Genomic DNA, 14890 nt, shown 5'->3' with positions numbered 1-14890 from the left:
GAAAAATGGGATTAATTCGTGAGTACTACAGATTTTTCGACATATGCTGAAATCGGTTACATGTCGGCCATTGAGCTGACGTCAGCATATGAAAGCTCAGCCTTGTCGGCGACTGAAGTCACTAAGGCCATTCTTGATCGTATCGAGGCGATCAACCCGCATCTCAATGCCTTTTCGGTGATCACGGCAGATCAAGCGCTTGCCGAAGCCGCCAAGGCGGATCAAGAGCGTGCGCGCGGTGTCTCCAAGCCATTGCTCGGCATTCCGGTTACAATCAAGGATGCCTATGATCTCGCAGGCTTCAAGACGGAGCAGGGATCGAACTGGTATGCTGAAACAACTGACGTCGCCACCGAAGATAACGTTGTCGTCAAGCGTTTGCGGGATGCTGGTGCGGTGGTTCTGGGTAAAACAACGACTTCTGAAATGGCTTGGTCCGGCCTCAGTTACAGCCCGCGTTTGGGCATAACCCATAATCCCTGGGCAAAAGGAATGAATGCTGGTGCATCTTCTGCGGGTGCAGCAGTTGCTGCATCCGCTGGTTTTGGTCCGCTGCATCTTGGTTCGGATGGTGGTGGATCTATTCGTATGCCAGCCCACTTCTGCTCCATTTTTGGGCTCAAGCCAACCTATGGTCGCGTGCCGCATGTGCCGGTGTCAAATAATGATTATGGCACTCATATTGGCCCCATGTCCCGCACTACGGCTGAAAGCGCCATGATGCTGCGCGTGATGTCTGGCCCGCATTATCTCGATCACACCAGTTCGGAGGCCATGCCGCCGGATTATCTGGCCAATCTGCAGACCTCGATGAAGGGCAAGAAGATTGCCTTCAGCATCGACCTTGGTTTTGCTCGTGTTGATCCCGACGTCGAAAAGGCAATTCGTGCAGCGGCAGAAGCCTTCAAAGCGCTGGGTGCAACGGTTGAAGAAGTCACGCCGTCATGGGGTCCGAAGGGCGAAGATCTCGCCCGGTTCTTTTGGACAGCCAAGGACGCACGTCGTCTTCACATCCTGCCGGAATGGGAAAGTCGCATGGGTGCCGATTACGTGGCTTGCATGCGGGCTGGTGCCCACTACACATCCTCGGAATGGCTAAACCGCCGTCAAGAGAAGTATGACTACCTCGCCGACATGCAGAGCTTCCTTGAGAATTGGGATTTCTTCCTGACGCCTGCGTGCTCAGTTACCGCCTTTCCGCCCACTCAGATGCGTCCCGACCACTGGCCGCAGCATGACTGGGACTGGATGGCTTGGGCAGAGTTCATGTATCCGTTCAATTTCTCCGGAAATCCGGCCTCGGTCGTACCTTGCGGGTTTGATAGCGCCGGCCTACCGATTGGTCTGCAGATCGTTGGCAAGCGGTTTGACGATCTCGGCGTTTTGCAGGTCTCCCAAGCCTTTGAAGAAGCTGTGCCTGTTCACCGGCAAAGGCCCGATTTTGCAAGTTTCCAGTAGTCTCATCTATTCATCACCCGTGCGTCCGGCATTCCCGGCCACAGGACAGCCAAACCCGCGTGAAAAGCGGAAAAAGAGGGGTAATGCCATGAAATTTTTAAAGAAAACCATGCAAGCGCTTATCGCGGTCGCAGCCTTCACCACCGTCACGATGCCAGCCCAGGCACAATCTGCGCTCGACCGTATTCTTTCGGCGAAAAAGATCACCATTGCCGTTCAGAATGATGTGCCACCTTACAGCCAGATCGGTGCCGACAACCAGGTTGAAGGAATGGATATCGACATCGCAAAGGCTATTGCCAAGGATCTTGGTGTGGAATTGGATATGGTTGTGGTAACCGGCGCAAACCGCGTACCGACGCTTGTCACCAACAAGGCGGATCTGGTTATCGCCACTGTCGGCATCAACCCGCAACGTGCCGCCACCATTGCACTTTCCAATCCTTACACATCGTATCCGATGGTGATGATTGCCCCAAAATCCAATGAAATGAAGGATTTTGAGCAAACTGAAGGCAAGGTCATAGGTGTTACACGCGGCACCATGCAAGACGATATCGTTACCCGTTTTGCCACCAAGGCAGATATACGCCGTTATGATGATGACGCAACTGTCATCCAGTCGCTTGCCACCAACCAGATTGATGCCACCGTGTTCGGCACAAGCGTCGCGGCTGACCTTGCCAAGCGTTTTCCGGACTTGCAGCTTGAACGCAAGTTTGATGCGTTCTCAGTTTATGCTGGCATTGCCATGCGCCGTTCCGATGCGGATCTGCGGCAGTGGGTCAATACATGGATCTTCTTTAATGAGAAGAGCGGCTTTCTTGGAGAGCTCCATCAAAAGTGGCTAGGTATCGATATGCCGGCCCTGAACTGATTTTCGCTAAAACCACTATGCCACACATCTCTGTCCCTGGCAGGCGTGTGTGGCAATCCTCTTCCGAATTCAGGATGTTCTGATGGATTACGTCTTCCAGTTTGGCGCCGTTTTCCAGAGATCCGATCTGATCGTCAGCGGCCTGCTGATGACGATTAAACTCTCTGTTATTGCCACTATTTCTGGGTTCCTGCTTGGGGTTCTTTGCGCCAAGGCTCGCTCAGAGGGTGGGCGGGTTTCACGAGCTATCGCCGCAACCTATGTCGAAGTTATCAGAAATACGCCTTTCCTGGCTCAGCTTTATATGGTCGCCTTTGGCCTGCCTCAGCTTGCCATGTGGGCCGGTTTTCCCATCCGGCCATCGCCCTACATCTTGGCCAGCATCGCGCTCAGCATCAATCTTGGAGCCTATATCACCGAGATTGTGCGTGCTGGTCTGGAATCCATTCCGCGGTCGCAGATTGAAGCGGCCGACAGTCTGGCGCTGAAACCCTATCAGGTTTTCTTGTACGCCAAGTTGCCACCGGCTCTTGCCAAGGTATTTCCGTCGCTCAACAGCCAGTTCGTGTTGCAAATGCTGGGCTCCAGCGTGGTATCCGTCATCGCGGTACAGGAACTGACCGCTGTTGCCGGTCGCATTCAGTCGGAAAGTTTCCGCACCTTCGAGACCTATCTGGTTATAACAGTTATTTATTTTGCGCTCGCATTTGTGCTGCGTGGCATCCTGTCGATGCTGGCTGCTTTCATCTGGCCATGGCGCTACAGCGGCGCACGCCGCCCTAAAGCGTGAGGGGACCGAGCATATGCGTTATTTCGGATCCAATGATGTTTTCTTTCTCATCCAGGCAGCCCAGTGGACATTGTATCTGTCACTGTTGACTTTTGCGTTGGGCGGTATCGTAGGCTTTGCCGTTGCGTTGTCGCGGGTTTCTTCGTCGCCAATCTTACGCACTATAAGCGGCGCGTATGTGCAACTGTTTCAGAACACACCGTTGCTGATGCAGCTTTTCCTGATTTATTACGGTTTGAGCCTCATCGGGTTTTCACTTTCGCCGCTCGTGGCAGCCGCTATTGCTCTGACGTTTTTTGCCTCGGCCTTTCTGGGAGAAATATGGCGGGGCGCAATTGAATCCGTGCCACGAACCCAGTTCGAGGCGGCTGAAGCCCTGGCGCTCACTCCGTGGCAGCTTTACCAGCATGTCGTCCTGCCGCAGGCAATCCGCATCGCCACGCCGCCAACCGTCGGTTTCTTCGTACAGATCGTCAAAAACACGTCGTTGACCAGTATTGTTGGAATGATGGAACTGATGCGCGCGGCCGCCATGATGAGCAATGCCACCATGGCCCCCATGAAAGTTTTTTCGGTAGTCTGTGTCATCTATTTTGTCATTTGTTTCCCGCTGTCGCTGCTCAGTCGCAAACTGGAGGTACGTTTGAATGCCGGTCGTTAAGGTCAAAGGGCTGAAAAAAGCTTACGGGGATGTTGTTGTCCTTCATGAAATCAACTTGGAAGTGGCGGCAGGTGAGGTGCTTGTTTTGCTGGGCCGCAGTGGATCGGGTAAGTCCACCTTGCTGCGCTGCCTGAATGGTCTGGAAAAAATCGAGGCTGGCAGCATCGAGGTTGCATCCCACATCATGAATTACGAGCCGGCGTCACTGCGGGCACTGAGACGGGACGTGGGTATTGTATTCCAGCAATATAACCTGTTTCCCCATATGACCGTGGGTCAGAACATCATGCTGGCACCCAAGCTGGTGAAGAATATTTCAAAGTCTGAGGCAGAGCAAAAGGCGAAGGCGGTTCTGGCCAAGGTCGGGCTGCTCGATAAATTCGATGCCTATCCGGATCGTCTGTCTGGCGGCCAGCAGCAGCGAGTCGCTATTGCCCGCTCTCTGGCCATGGAACCGAAGCTGATGTTGTTTGATGAGGTTACCTCGGCACTTGACCCGGAACTAACAGGTGAAGTGCTGGGTGTGATGGAAGATCTGGCCCGCTCCGGCATGGCCATGGTGGTCGTCACCCATGAAATGAGCTTTGCCCAGAAGGTCGCAGATCGCGTCATCTTTATGCATGGTGGCAATATTCTGGAAAACGGACCGCCGGAGGAAATCTTCAAACGCCAGTCAACGCCGGAATTCCGCTCGTTCCTAGCCGCCTGATGTCACAAAGTTCCATGCGGGGCTGGCCGCGCACGGAACACCATCCATTAGCCTATTCGTCAAGCCGACCAGACCGCATCGGTGAAGATTCTTTCAGAAGCGTGTCCTTGATGTTGCGAATGTGTTTGAGCATCGCACTGCGGGCCGCGTCAGGGTTCTTTGCCTGTAAGGCCTCGAAAACACGCTGATGATCGGCCAGCCACATCGGCCAGAAGGAACGCATATGCATGCTGCGGTGAATTTCGGTCCAGATACGGGAATCAAGCTGGGTCTTCCACAGTTGATCAACAATGCTCACCAGCGTGGCATTGCCGGTGGCGCTCGCAATGGTTACGTGAAAACGGCGGTCGCCCACATCCGCCTCGCGGCCTTGTGCATGTTCCCAGCGCATCATGGCAATGGCGTCAGCAAGCTGCGCCAGCGTGGATTCGGTCATCTTGCCCGCCGCAATCGCACAGATCTCGGGTTCGACAGCAATGCGCGCATCAAGGTTTTCAAAAGGGCCGGTGCCAGCTTCGGTTATATTGGCCATCTCCTGGCGGCTGGTCACGTAGACACCGCTGTTTTTGCGCACTTCCACCATACCTGCCAGCGAAAGGCGCAGCAGCGCCTCACGCACGGTTGGCCGCGACACACTGAAACGGGTCGCAAAATCGCGTTCGGCGGGCAATTTGTCGCCTATTTCATATTTGGCCTGAATCATCGCCGCAATGTCATTGGCCACACCCTCATAGGCCCGTTGGGGAGGAGCTTCCTTGGAAGTCTCGTTGCCGTTCATGGTTTCCGGGGTGTTACTCAGAGCCATACAAATTGTTCTCTCATTTCTTCCGACTCGCCAGATTATTACAATCAGCAAGCCTGTGTAAGCAAAAACCTTGTCTATCCGAATCCTTCGCAAGCACAAAGTGCAACTTGACAAAAGTGGTAAAACCAAATTGGATATACCACAAAAATAAGATCATTCGAACCTTGGTTTCAAAAGATTCGATTCCCGCGAAAGCAGTTACCCGTTGGGGCGCTAAAGAGATGCTACCCGTCAGCGCGCCGTGATTGCCATTTAGCCGTCCCTGCAACATAGAGGCCTTTCATGATCATTTCCGGCTCCAACTCGCTCCGTGATCGCGACATTAGATACACGTTGCACTCCCAGACAAACCCGAGCCAGCACGAACAGTCAGGCCCCTTTATTATCGCCAGGGGTGATGGGCCGTACGTGTTTGACAGTGACGGAAAAAAGTATCTGGATGCCATGGCCGGCTTGTGGTGCGCCTCTCTCGGGTTTACCAACGACCGTTTGGCCCAAGCCGCGGCAAAGGCTTATGAAACGCTTGGTTTTTACCACACCTTCGGCGGCCGGGCTTCTCCCGCTGCCATTACCGCTGCCCAAGACATTGCCGAGCTGGTGCCCATTGAGGATGCGCGGGTTTTTTTTGCCACGTCCGGTTCCGAAGCCATTGAAACCATGGTCAAGCTAACATGGCTGCATTTCAAGGCGTTAGGACAGGAGGGGCGCCGCAAGATCATCGCCCGCGACCGGGCTTTTCACGGCTCCACAATCTTCTCCGCCTCGCTCACCGGTCTACCGCACATGCATCGCGAATTTGGCTTGCCGGGCGAGGGTATTGTGCGAGTGGCTTGCCCGGATCCGTATCAGGGCCCGGTGGCAGGAGAGAGCGAAGAAGACTTCTGCATACGTCTGGCAACGGAACTGGAAGACGCGATTTTACGCGAAGGACCGGAAACTATTGGTGCGTTCATTGCCGAACCGATCAACGCCGGTGCTGGTGTGATTGTTCCACCGGAAAGTTACTTCACCAAGGTTCAGGCCATTTTGAAAAAGTACGGTATCCTGTTTCTGGCAGATGAGATCGTTTGCGGTTTCGGTCGCACCGGCCAGTGGTTTGGCTGCGATACCATGGGAATCAAGCCGGATATGATGGCTATGGCCAAGGGCCTGTCGTCGTCTTACTTTCCGATCTCGGCGGTTGCCGTGTCTCAGGAGATCTACCAGTCCGTCAAAAGTATTAATAGCGGCAGCACCAATTTCGGCCATGGCTTTACTAATTCCGGACATCCGGTCGGTGCGGCCATCGTTACCGAGGCCATTGCTCTTTACCGGGAAATGGAGGTTTTGAACCGCGTTTCAACGCTTGGGGACAGGTTGATTGCCCATCTGCAGCGCATTGCAGAAAATTACTCAATCGTTGGCCATGTGCGTGGTAAGGGATTGTTGTTGGGCGCGGAAATAGTCGCCGACAGACAGACGAAACAGCCTTTTGCGGCTGAACGGCAGGTTCTGCAAAAGATTGACCAGCGTGCCCGAAATGCCGGTATCATTCTTCGCCCACAGGGTAATACCATTACATTCTGCCCGCCCTTCATCATCGATGAGGAGCAGGTGGATGAGATTGCCGCGGTGTTTGAAGAGGCTGTCTCCCACACTGAAAATAATCTGGGATATTAATGGACTGAGGTGAGATGACCGTGGCGTATACTCTATTCGATCTTTCAGGCAAAACGGCACTTGTGACTGGCTCCAGTCAGGGCATTGGCTACGGACTAGCGGAGGGCCTGAAGGCAGCAGGCGCTAATGTCATACTCAACGGACGCGATGCAGACAAGCTCGCCCGAGCCGCAGCAAAGCTGGGTGAAGGTGTGTCGACTCTTGCGGTCGATGTGACTGACCACTTCGCTGTACGTGATGCAATTGACAGGTTAGAGGCTGAGGCGTGCGCGATCGACATTCTCGTCAACAATGCCGGCATCCAGCATCGTTCACCCTTGGAGGATTTTCCGGCCGACGCTTTTGAACTTCTGCTGAAAACTAATATCTCGTCAGTTTTCAATGTTTCTCAGGCTGTTGCAAGACACATGATCACGCGTAAGTCCGGCAAGATCATCAATATCGCAAGCGTGCAAACCGCGCTGGCGCGTCCCGGAATCGCGCCCTATACGGCAACCAAAGGCGCTGTCGGCAATCTGACCAAGGGCATGGCGACGGACTGGGCACGCCACGGCCTGCAATGCAATGCCATTGCACCGGGGTATTTTGATACGCCTCTGAACGCCGCACTGGTTGCGGACCATGAATTTTCCATATGGCTCAAAAAACGTACCCCGGCCGGACGGTGGGGGCAGATAGAAGAACTGCAAGGTGCCTGCATATTCCTCGCATCAGACGCTGCTTCCTTCGTCAACGGTCATGTGCTGTATGTCGACGGCGGCATTACGGCCTCTCTCTGAGACGGTTCATTCTAGACAGTGCCTGTGTGGGTGCAGAAGTATTTGGTGTGGTTTTGATTGGTGGCTTAAACCTACGCAATGGCTATTTTCTGTTCGGCGACGCCAATAGTTTTCTCTGCCTTGATCCGGACGATGCGGGGCTTATGGCTTTTGTCGACAAGTCCGTTGCGCATGAGGTGAGGGAAATGAACTGAAACAAACGCCTCGCCAACGGCGAAGCACTTTTTTTCGTTTATCGTGATTTCAACTCCAAGCGGCGGCGGTGTAGCACTGGCTCTGTATAGCCGTTGGGCTGTTCGCGGCCCTTAAAGATGAGATCGCAAGCTGCCTGAAAGGCAATCGATTGATCGAAATCCGCAGCCAACGGGCGATAGAGCGGATCGCCTTCATTTTGCCCATCGACAACTTTGGCCATGCGTTTCAGGGTTTCCATGACCTGGGCCTCTGACACGACGCCGTGGTGGAGCCAGTTGGCGATGTGCTGGGCGGAAATGCGCAAAGTGGCGCGGTCTTCCATCAGTCCGACATTGTTGATGTCGGGCACCTTTGAGCAACCGATACCCTGATCGATCCAGCGCACGACATAGCCAAGTATCCCTTGTGCATTGTTGTCGATTTCCTTTTGGATATCCTCCGGCGTCCAATTTGGGCGCGTTGTGACCGGCACCGATAAAATATCGTCGAGACTGGCGCGCGGCCTACTTTTGAGTTTTTCCTGCACATCTGCAACATCGATCTTATGATAATGCGTGGCATGAAGGGTGGCGGCGGTGGGCGAGGGGACCCATGCCGTATTGGCACCCGCTTTGGGGTGCCCAATTTTCTGCTCCAGCATCGCTGCCATGAGGTCGGGCATAGCCCACATGCCCTTACCGATTTGCGCATGACCGGACAGTCCGCATTCAAGACCGATATCGACATTCCAGTTCTCATAGGCGCTTATCCACGCCGACTGCTTCATGTCGCCCTTGCGGATCATCGGACCAGCTTCCATCGACGTATGGATTTCATCGCCAGTACGGTCGAGGAAGCCGGTATTAATGAAGGCGACACGATCTTTTGCGGCGCGGATCGATTCCTTGAGATTGACTGTGGTGCGGCGCTCCTCGTCCATGATCCCCATCTTGAGCGTATTCGGCTTCATACCGGTTAAAGCTTCAACGCGGGTAAAAATCTCGTTGGTAAAGGACACTTCCTCCGGCCCGTGCATCTTGGGCTTGACGATATAGACCGAACCTTCGCGTGAATTCATGTGGCGACCATTTGCGCCGATATCATGCAGCGCGATCAGGCCGGTGAAGGCAGCATCCATTATGCCTTCCGGCACCTCGTTGCCGTCGGCATCGATAATGGCCGGATTGGTCATCAGGTGACCGACATTACGTACCAGCATCAAGGAGCGTCCCTTGAGCGTGAGGATTGATCCGTCAGGGGCCGTATAGCTGCGATCTTCGTTAAGGCGGCGGGTGATCTGCTTGCCGCCCTTCTCGAAAGTGTCTTCCAGCTTGCCGTTCATCAGGCCAAGCCAGTTGCGATAGACGGTAACCTTGTCTGTCGCATCGACGGCTGCAATCGAATCCTCGCAGTCCTGAATGGTGCTGATGGCGGATTCCAGAACCATATCGGCAATATGTGCGGGATCGCTTTGGCCAATCGGATGGTCGGCATTGATGACGATATCGACATGCATGTTGTTGCGCGCCAAAAGCACATGTGTCGGATGTGCAGCATCGCCATTATAACCCTTGAACTGACCTGCATCCTTCAGGCCGGTAGTCGAACCATCAGAAAGCGTGATGGCAAGTGTTCCATCCTTCACCGCAAGGCCAGTCACGTCCGCCCATTTGCCCGCGGCCAAGTGTGCGCTTTCATCGAGAAAATTCTTCGCCCAGACGATGACTTTTTCGCCACGCTTCGGATTGTAGCCTTTGCCCTTTTCCGCACCATTGTTTTCAGCAATCGCATCGGTGCCGTAAAGCGCATCATAGAGCGAACCCCAACGCGCATTGGCGGCGTTCAACGCATAACGCGCATTCATCACCGGCACGACCAGTTGCGGACCGGCAATATGGGCGATTTCCGGATCGACATTGGCGGTCGAGACTTTGAAAGCGTCACCTTCCGGCAGCAGATAGCCGATCTCTTTCAGAAAACTCTGGTATTCGACCGGGCTGTAGCTTCTGTCACGGTTTTGTCTGTACCAGTCATCGATCTTGGCCTGAATTGCGTCACGTTTTTTCAGAAGAGCCCGATTTTTCGGTGCAAGGTCTCGAATAATGGCGGCAAAGCCCTGCCAGAATTTTTGCGGTTCTACGCCGGTGCCCGGTGCTGCTTCCTGTGCCAGAAAATCTACCAGTTCCGGGGCAACACGCAAACCTTCGATCTCAACGTAATTGCTCATGGCCTTGGCTCCTTCGAAACGCTTTTTCTGATTGGCACTCAAGCGCTTTGAAAGACTTTCGTCAATCGCTACCAAAGCACATCATTTGTGACGCTGAGGCGAAAATACCATCAGAGTTTCAACTTTGAGCGAATGTCGGATGGTGTCCAACGCTGTGCCCGCAGGCTTTCGAAGGCCGTATCATTGCGGCTTTTGGAGAGTTTTTGCCCGTCTTCTGCAAGGATCAGCGTATGGTGATGATATTGCGGTTCTGGCAGTCCCAGCAATGTTTGCAAAAGGCGATGCACCGCGGTCGCATGATAAAGATCACGCCCGCGCACTATATGCGTTACACCTTGCAACGCATCGTCCACCACGACCGAAAGATGATAGCTGGTGGGCGTGTCTTTTCGAGCCAATATCACATCGCCCCAACGCGCCGGATCAGCGCGGATCATGCCTGTTTCATCCTCTGGTCCGGCACCGCTTTCATGCCACAAAAGCGCATCATTCAATTGGGCAAGCGCCTTGTCCATATCAAGCCGCCATGCATAGGGTGCGCCGGAGGCGATGCGGTGCATGCGTTCCTTTTCGCTCAAACTGCGTTCGCCTTGCGGGTAATGCGGCGTACCATCGGGATCGCAGGGCCATTTATTGCCCGTGGCCAAAACTGCTCCGATGCGCTCGCGCACTTCGCCACGGCTTAAAAACGCCGGATAGACAAGGTCCATATCGGCGAGACGAGTCAGCGCATTGCGATATTCGGCAAAATGCTCCGATTGACGGCGCACCGGCTGCTCCCATTCAAGGCCAAGCCAATAGAGATCGTCATAGATGCCCGCTTCAAGTGCGGGCGTGCAGCGTGCCGCATCGATGTCTTCCATGCGCAAAAGAAGACGCCCGCCCGTATCTTTCGCCATGCGCTGGTTCAACAGCGCGGAAAAGGCGTGGCCAAGATGCAGTCTGCCATTGGGGCTTGGCGCAAAACGATATACGGGGCGAGACATGAGTTGTGCCGAGTCAGTTGATTGTCATTAACTTCCATTGCTACGCTGACCATTAGCAGAATGAAAGGTGGGATCATGCAGCGGATCGAGACATTGGACGATGTTGAAGCGGGGCTTGATGTGCTTGTTCTTCTCGACACGCGTCTTGCAGCAATCCGCGCTCGCGCCAATGCGGTGCAATTGCGTCGCTCGAAACCGGGGTTCGAAAGCCTTGCTTCGATCATCGTGGCCCAACAGGTCTCGACCGCGAGTGCGAGCGCGATCTGGGGCAGGCTCAAACAGGTAGTCGACCCGCTGACGCCGGAAACTTATGTCGCTGGCGGCGAGGAGGCTTGGCGGCTTGCCGGACTTTCGCGGCCCAAACAACGTACGCTGTTGGCTGTCAGTGAAGCGCTCACTAATAATGCAATTGACCTGCATGGTCTTTGCGATCTCAATGCGCAAGAAGCCATTGCCGTACTGACTGAACTCAAAGGCATCGGACCATGGACCGCAGAGGTCTATTTGCTGTTTGCAGCCGGTCACACTGATGTGTTTCCGGCGGGCGATGTGGCGCTTCAGGCAGCCGTTGGGCATGCCTTTGCCTATGATATTCGCCCGGATGCGGCGGCCTTGCGCGTGCTTGCGGAAGGCTGGTCGCCATGGCGCGGCGTGGCAGCCCGTTTGTTCTGGGCTTATTACGCTGCAATCAAGGGGCGTGATGCGGTGCCGCTTCTGTAAAACTTGCGTGTTATGAAACGGATAAATACGTTTCTGCTTCACAATCCTGTCACGTCGCGCTTACATTATTTCCATCAGGTGATGACGGTATTTCGATTCGCAGATCCTCGATCCTCTGTGCATTGTGATGCCGCCTTAACCAGATTGGAGCGTCGTGGGTTGCGCCCATGAAGGACGCGAGGCGCTCGGATGAAGAGTATGTCCCGAAACGTGTGAAACGGTGTTCGGGAGATGCTCTGAAGGAGGTGCGCCTTTGAATGTTGCCGTCTCTCCCCGGACCGTATCGAGCAGCAATTATCCTGCGCTGGTCCTGAATGCGGATTATCGTCCGCTGAGCTATTACCCTTTATCGCTCTGGTCATGGCAGGACGCGATCAAGGCGGTTTTTCTTGAGCGCGTCCATATTGTGGCCGAATACGATCAGATCGTGTCCTCCCCGTCGTTTTCCATGCGTGTTCCAAGCGTCATCTGTCTCAAGGACTATGTGAAGCCGCCAAACCATCCGGCTTTTACGCGCTTCAATTTGTTCCTGCGCGACCGTTTCGAATGCCAATATTGCGGCTCCCCCCATGATCTCACCTTCGACCATGTCATTCCACGCTGTCATGGCGGCGAGACGACATGGGAAAATGTGGTTGCCGCCTGCTCCCCCTGCAATCTGCGTAAAGGTGGCCTGATGCCCGCCAGCGCCCGCATGTGGCCACGGCAGAAACCCGTCATGCCCAACATGCAGAACCTACACAATAACGGACGTCTTTTCCCGCCCAACCATCTGCACGAAAGCTGGCTCGATTTCCTTTACTGGGATGTCGAACTGGAGCCGTAGCCCGCAGTCTTTGTTTCCTTATTTCCGACCCTTTGCAAAAGCCCCATAGTAGCCGACGGCTGCAAACAGAAAACTTGCGACGACATTCCATCCGGCAAAGGACAGGCCAAGGAAATGCCCCGGCGCACTGTCGCATGAAGGGGGGCGTGTGGCGTTCAGATCGCTTAAGAGATTACCGGCATCCTGCGTGATTTTAATCGAAGCAGCACTGCAATCTGCTGGTCCCGCCCAGTATTTGAGTTCCACGCCGGTATGAAAGATTGCCATCGCCAGACCATAGGTCATCAGCAGTGCGGCGATCAGGATAAGGCCACGGATCAGGATGGATCGCCATTTCAATCCACTTGAAATCCACGCCACGGAAATCCACGCCAATGCGGCAATCGGGATACCGATATAATAAGGCGTGCGTTGTTCGAGGCAGAGCTTGCAGGGCATGAAGCCACCAATATGCTCAAAGCCGAGCGCGGTGCCGACTGTTGCCGCAAGCCCCAGCGTTAAAATTCCGGCAGTCCAGAATTGTATTTTTCCGGTCGGATTATTGAGTGCGAATGCCATGTAAAACGTCCTGTCGCGGCTTAAAGCGTGTCGCATTTTATCCTGATCCGCTTATCCATGAAGATATTTTACGGCGAAAAAAAGCGCGATCAGAAAAATCGCAAAGAGACCGGCAAGAAGTCCCAGACGTTTTTCGATGAATTCGCGGATCGGTTCACCATAACGGCGTAACAGCCAGGCAAGCAGGAAGAAACGCGCACCGCGTGCGATCACTGCCGAGACGATGAACAGCCAGATATTGATCCCTGCAGCACCCGACAAAATTGTCACCACCTTGATGGGCGGCAGGTGCGAGAGGCCGGATGTGATGAGCATCAGCAAGATGGTGTCGGCGCTGGTGGTGCCACGCAATTGCTCGAATGTATCGAGCTTGCCATACATTTCCAACACAGGCTTGGCGATCTGCTCATAGGCATGAAACCCGAGATACCAGCCTGCAATGCCGCCCAGAACCGAAAACAATGTGGCGACGAAGGCGTAGCGATAGGCGCGTTCAGGGCGGGCCAGCGCCATTGGCAAAAACAAAATATCTGCGGGGACCAGAAAAACCGAGCTTTCCACGAAAGCGATAATGGCGAGCCACCATTCGGCGGATTTTCGTGCGGCAAGCGAAATAGTCCAGTCGTAGAGGCGGCGTAACATGGAATGTCCGGATATTTTGCGGCGAAGCGCCGTTGTTGCGGTTGTGCCGTCTATAAATAAAAAAGGCGGCGCGAACAATGCGCGCCGCCGCTTTCTGTCACTGAGGTCCTTTATCGTTTATAGGCGCTGCAGATATATTTGGTTTCCAGATATTCCTCGATGCCGTATTTCGAGCCTTCACGCCCGAGGCCGGATTGTTTTACACCGCCAAACGGCGCAACTTCATTGGAAATCAGTCCGGTATTGTGCCCGACCATGCCGTAGTCGAGCGCTTCACCGACCCGAATGGCGCGGCTGAAATTCTCGGTATAGAAATATGCGGCCAATCCAAAGATCGTATCATTGGCCATTTTGACGACTTCTTCTTCGCTGTCGAAGGCAAACAGAGGTGCCAAGGGGCCAAAAGTTTCTTCTTTGGCCACGATCATGTCCGACGTTACGCCGGTCAAAACGCCCGGCTCGAAGAACAGTCCGCCCAGTTCCTTGCCGCCGGTCACCAGCTTTGCACCTTTTGAAACGGCGTCTTCTATATGGGCTTTGACCTTGGTGAGCGCTTTTTCTTCGATCAGCGGGCCGATCACGACACCGGGTTCCGTACCGTTGCCGACTTTGAGTTCCTTGACTTTGGCGGCAAGCTTTTCGGCAAACTGATCATAGACTCCGCGCTGCACATAGATGCGGTTGGCGCAGACGCAGGTCTGGCCCGCATTGCGGTATTTGGAAGTCATCGCACCATCGACGGCTGCGTCAAGATCGGCATCATCGAATACGATAAAAGGGGCGTTGCCGCCCAGTTCCAGTGACAGGCGCTTGATGGTTGGCGCGCATTGTTCCATCAAAACACGGCCCACTTCCGTGGAACCAGTGAAGGAAAGTTTACGCACCACTTCACTTGATGTGAGTTCCGCACCAATCTCACGGGATTTTCCGGTGACGATCTGCAAAACGCCTGCCGGAATACCAGCTTCTTCTGCCAGAACACCCAGTGCCAATGCGGTCAAGGGTGTTAGATCGGCTGG

Annotated in this window: 16 protein-coding genes (1 of these 16 cut by a window edge); 10 read left to right on the top strand and 6 right to left on the bottom strand. The window is 54.3% G+C overall.

The annotated features are described in order from the left end of the window. Window positions 1-18 precede the first annotated feature (18 nt). From AAIB41_RS18050 to AAIB41_RS18030, 5 genes are all read left to right on the top strand, one after another. On the top strand, window positions 19-1458 hold the full coding sequence (locus AAIB41_RS18050; RefSeq protein ID WP_343315346.1) for an amidase family protein: 1440 nt from the start codon (window positions 19-21) through the stop codon (window positions 1456-1458). 88 nt (window positions 1459-1546) lie between these two features. Further along, the gene (locus tag AAIB41_RS18045) at window positions 1547-2335 is read left to right on the top strand and encodes a transporter substrate-binding domain-containing protein (protein ID WP_343315345.1); all 789 of its coding nucleotides are present in this window, start codon (window positions 1547-1549) and stop codon (window positions 2333-2335) included. An 82-nt stretch (window positions 2336-2417) separates the two neighbouring features. Beyond that, entirely contained in the window at window positions 2418-3125 is a 708-nt protein-coding gene (locus AAIB41_RS18040) for an amino acid ABC transporter permease (protein WP_343315344.1), read from the top strand. Between the two features lie 13 nt (window positions 3126-3138). After that, window positions 3139-3786 carry an amino acid ABC transporter permease gene (locus tag AAIB41_RS18035; protein WP_343315343.1) on the top strand — a complete coding sequence of 216 codons (648 nt, stop codon included), beginning with the start codon at window positions 3139-3141 and terminating at the stop codon, window positions 3784-3786. Beyond that, window positions 3773-4495, top strand: coding sequence for an amino acid ABC transporter ATP-binding protein (locus AAIB41_RS18030; RefSeq protein WP_343315342.1), 723 nt, complete (start codon window positions 3773-3775; stop codon window positions 4493-4495). The genes AAIB41_RS18035 and AAIB41_RS18030 overlap by 14 nt, the downstream gene beginning before the upstream one ends. Window positions 4496-4547: 52 nt before the next feature. On the opposite strand, the gene AAIB41_RS18025 is transcribed toward AAIB41_RS18030, so the two are convergent. After that, complete coding sequence (locus AAIB41_RS18025) at window positions 4548-5300, bottom strand: FadR/GntR family transcriptional regulator (RefSeq protein WP_343315341.1); 753 nt, start codon at window positions 5298-5300, stop codon at window positions 4548-4550. A 282-nt stretch (window positions 5301-5582) separates the two neighbouring features. Between AAIB41_RS18025 and AAIB41_RS18020 the strand changes: the two genes are divergently transcribed. From AAIB41_RS18020 to AAIB41_RS18010, 3 genes are read left to right on the top strand one after another with little or no spacing between them, the layout of a single operon-like run. After that, the gene (locus AAIB41_RS18020) at window positions 5583-6959 is read left to right on the top strand and encodes an aminotransferase (RefSeq protein ID WP_343315340.1); all 1377 of its coding nucleotides are present in this window, start codon (window positions 5583-5585) and stop codon (window positions 6957-6959) included. A gap of 20 nt (window positions 6960-6979) precedes the next feature. Further along, window positions 6980-7738, top strand: coding sequence for an SDR family oxidoreductase (locus AAIB41_RS18015; RefSeq protein ID WP_343315339.1), 759 nt, complete (start codon window positions 6980-6982; stop codon window positions 7736-7738). Between the two features lie 26 nt (window positions 7739-7764). Further along, window positions 7765-7932 carry a hypothetical protein gene (locus tag AAIB41_RS18010; protein WP_343315338.1) on the top strand — a complete coding sequence of 56 codons (168 nt, stop codon included), beginning with the start codon at window positions 7765-7767 and terminating at the stop codon, window positions 7930-7932. 38 nt (window positions 7933-7970) lie between these two features. Here the strand turns inward: AAIB41_RS18010 and AAIB41_RS18005 are convergent, their stop codons facing one another. After that, window positions 7971-10139, bottom strand: a complete 2169-nt coding sequence (locus AAIB41_RS18005) for a malate synthase G (protein ID WP_343315337.1) — start codon at window positions 10137-10139, stop codon at window positions 7971-7973. A 110-nt stretch (window positions 10140-10249) separates the two neighbouring features. Then, the gene (gene gluQRS / locus AAIB41_RS18000) at window positions 10250-11125 is read right to left on the bottom strand and encodes a tRNA glutamyl-Q(34) synthetase GluQRS (RefSeq protein WP_343315336.1); all 876 of its coding nucleotides are present in this window, start codon (window positions 11123-11125) and stop codon (window positions 10250-10252) included. A 75-nt stretch (window positions 11126-11200) separates the two neighbouring features. On the opposite strand from gluQRS, the gene AAIB41_RS17995 reads away from it, so the two are divergent. Then, on the top strand, window positions 11201-11845 hold the full coding sequence (locus AAIB41_RS17995) for a DNA-3-methyladenine glycosylase (RefSeq protein ID WP_343315335.1): 645 nt from the start codon (window positions 11201-11203) through the stop codon (window positions 11843-11845). 253 nt (window positions 11846-12098) lie between these two features. Then, on the top strand, window positions 12099-12671 hold the full coding sequence (locus tag AAIB41_RS17990; protein WP_343315334.1) for an HNH endonuclease: 573 nt from the start codon (window positions 12099-12101) through the stop codon (window positions 12669-12671). A gap of 18 nt (window positions 12672-12689) precedes the next feature. On the opposite strand, the gene AAIB41_RS17985 is transcribed toward AAIB41_RS17990, so the two are convergent. The 3 genes from AAIB41_RS17985 to AAIB41_RS17975 form a co-directional block, all read right to left on the bottom strand. Further along, the gene (locus tag AAIB41_RS17985; protein ID WP_343315333.1) at window positions 12690-13229 is read right to left on the bottom strand and encodes a disulfide bond formation protein B; all 540 of its coding nucleotides are present in this window, start codon (window positions 13227-13229) and stop codon (window positions 12690-12692) included. A gap of 51 nt (window positions 13230-13280) precedes the next feature. Next, on the bottom strand, window positions 13281-13871 hold the full coding sequence (locus AAIB41_RS17980) for a YqaA family protein (RefSeq protein ID WP_343315332.1): 591 nt from the start codon (window positions 13869-13871) through the stop codon (window positions 13281-13283). A 110-nt stretch (window positions 13872-13981) separates the two neighbouring features. After that, on the bottom strand, window positions 13982-14890 hold the 3' portion of the coding sequence (locus AAIB41_RS17975; protein ID WP_343315331.1) for an NAD-dependent succinate-semialdehyde dehydrogenase. The gene runs 543 nt beyond the window's last position; only the last 909 of its 1452 coding nucleotides appear in the window; its start codon lies off the right edge, out of view; its stop codon occupies window positions 13982-13984.

The organism is Brucella sp. BE17, from assembly GCF_039545455.1.
GTDB lineage: Bacteria > Pseudomonadota > Alphaproteobacteria > Rhizobiales > Rhizobiaceae > Brucella.
The sequence above is the reverse complement of the archived record's forward strand: the minus strand, read 5'-3'. Positions and strand labels throughout refer to the sequence as shown.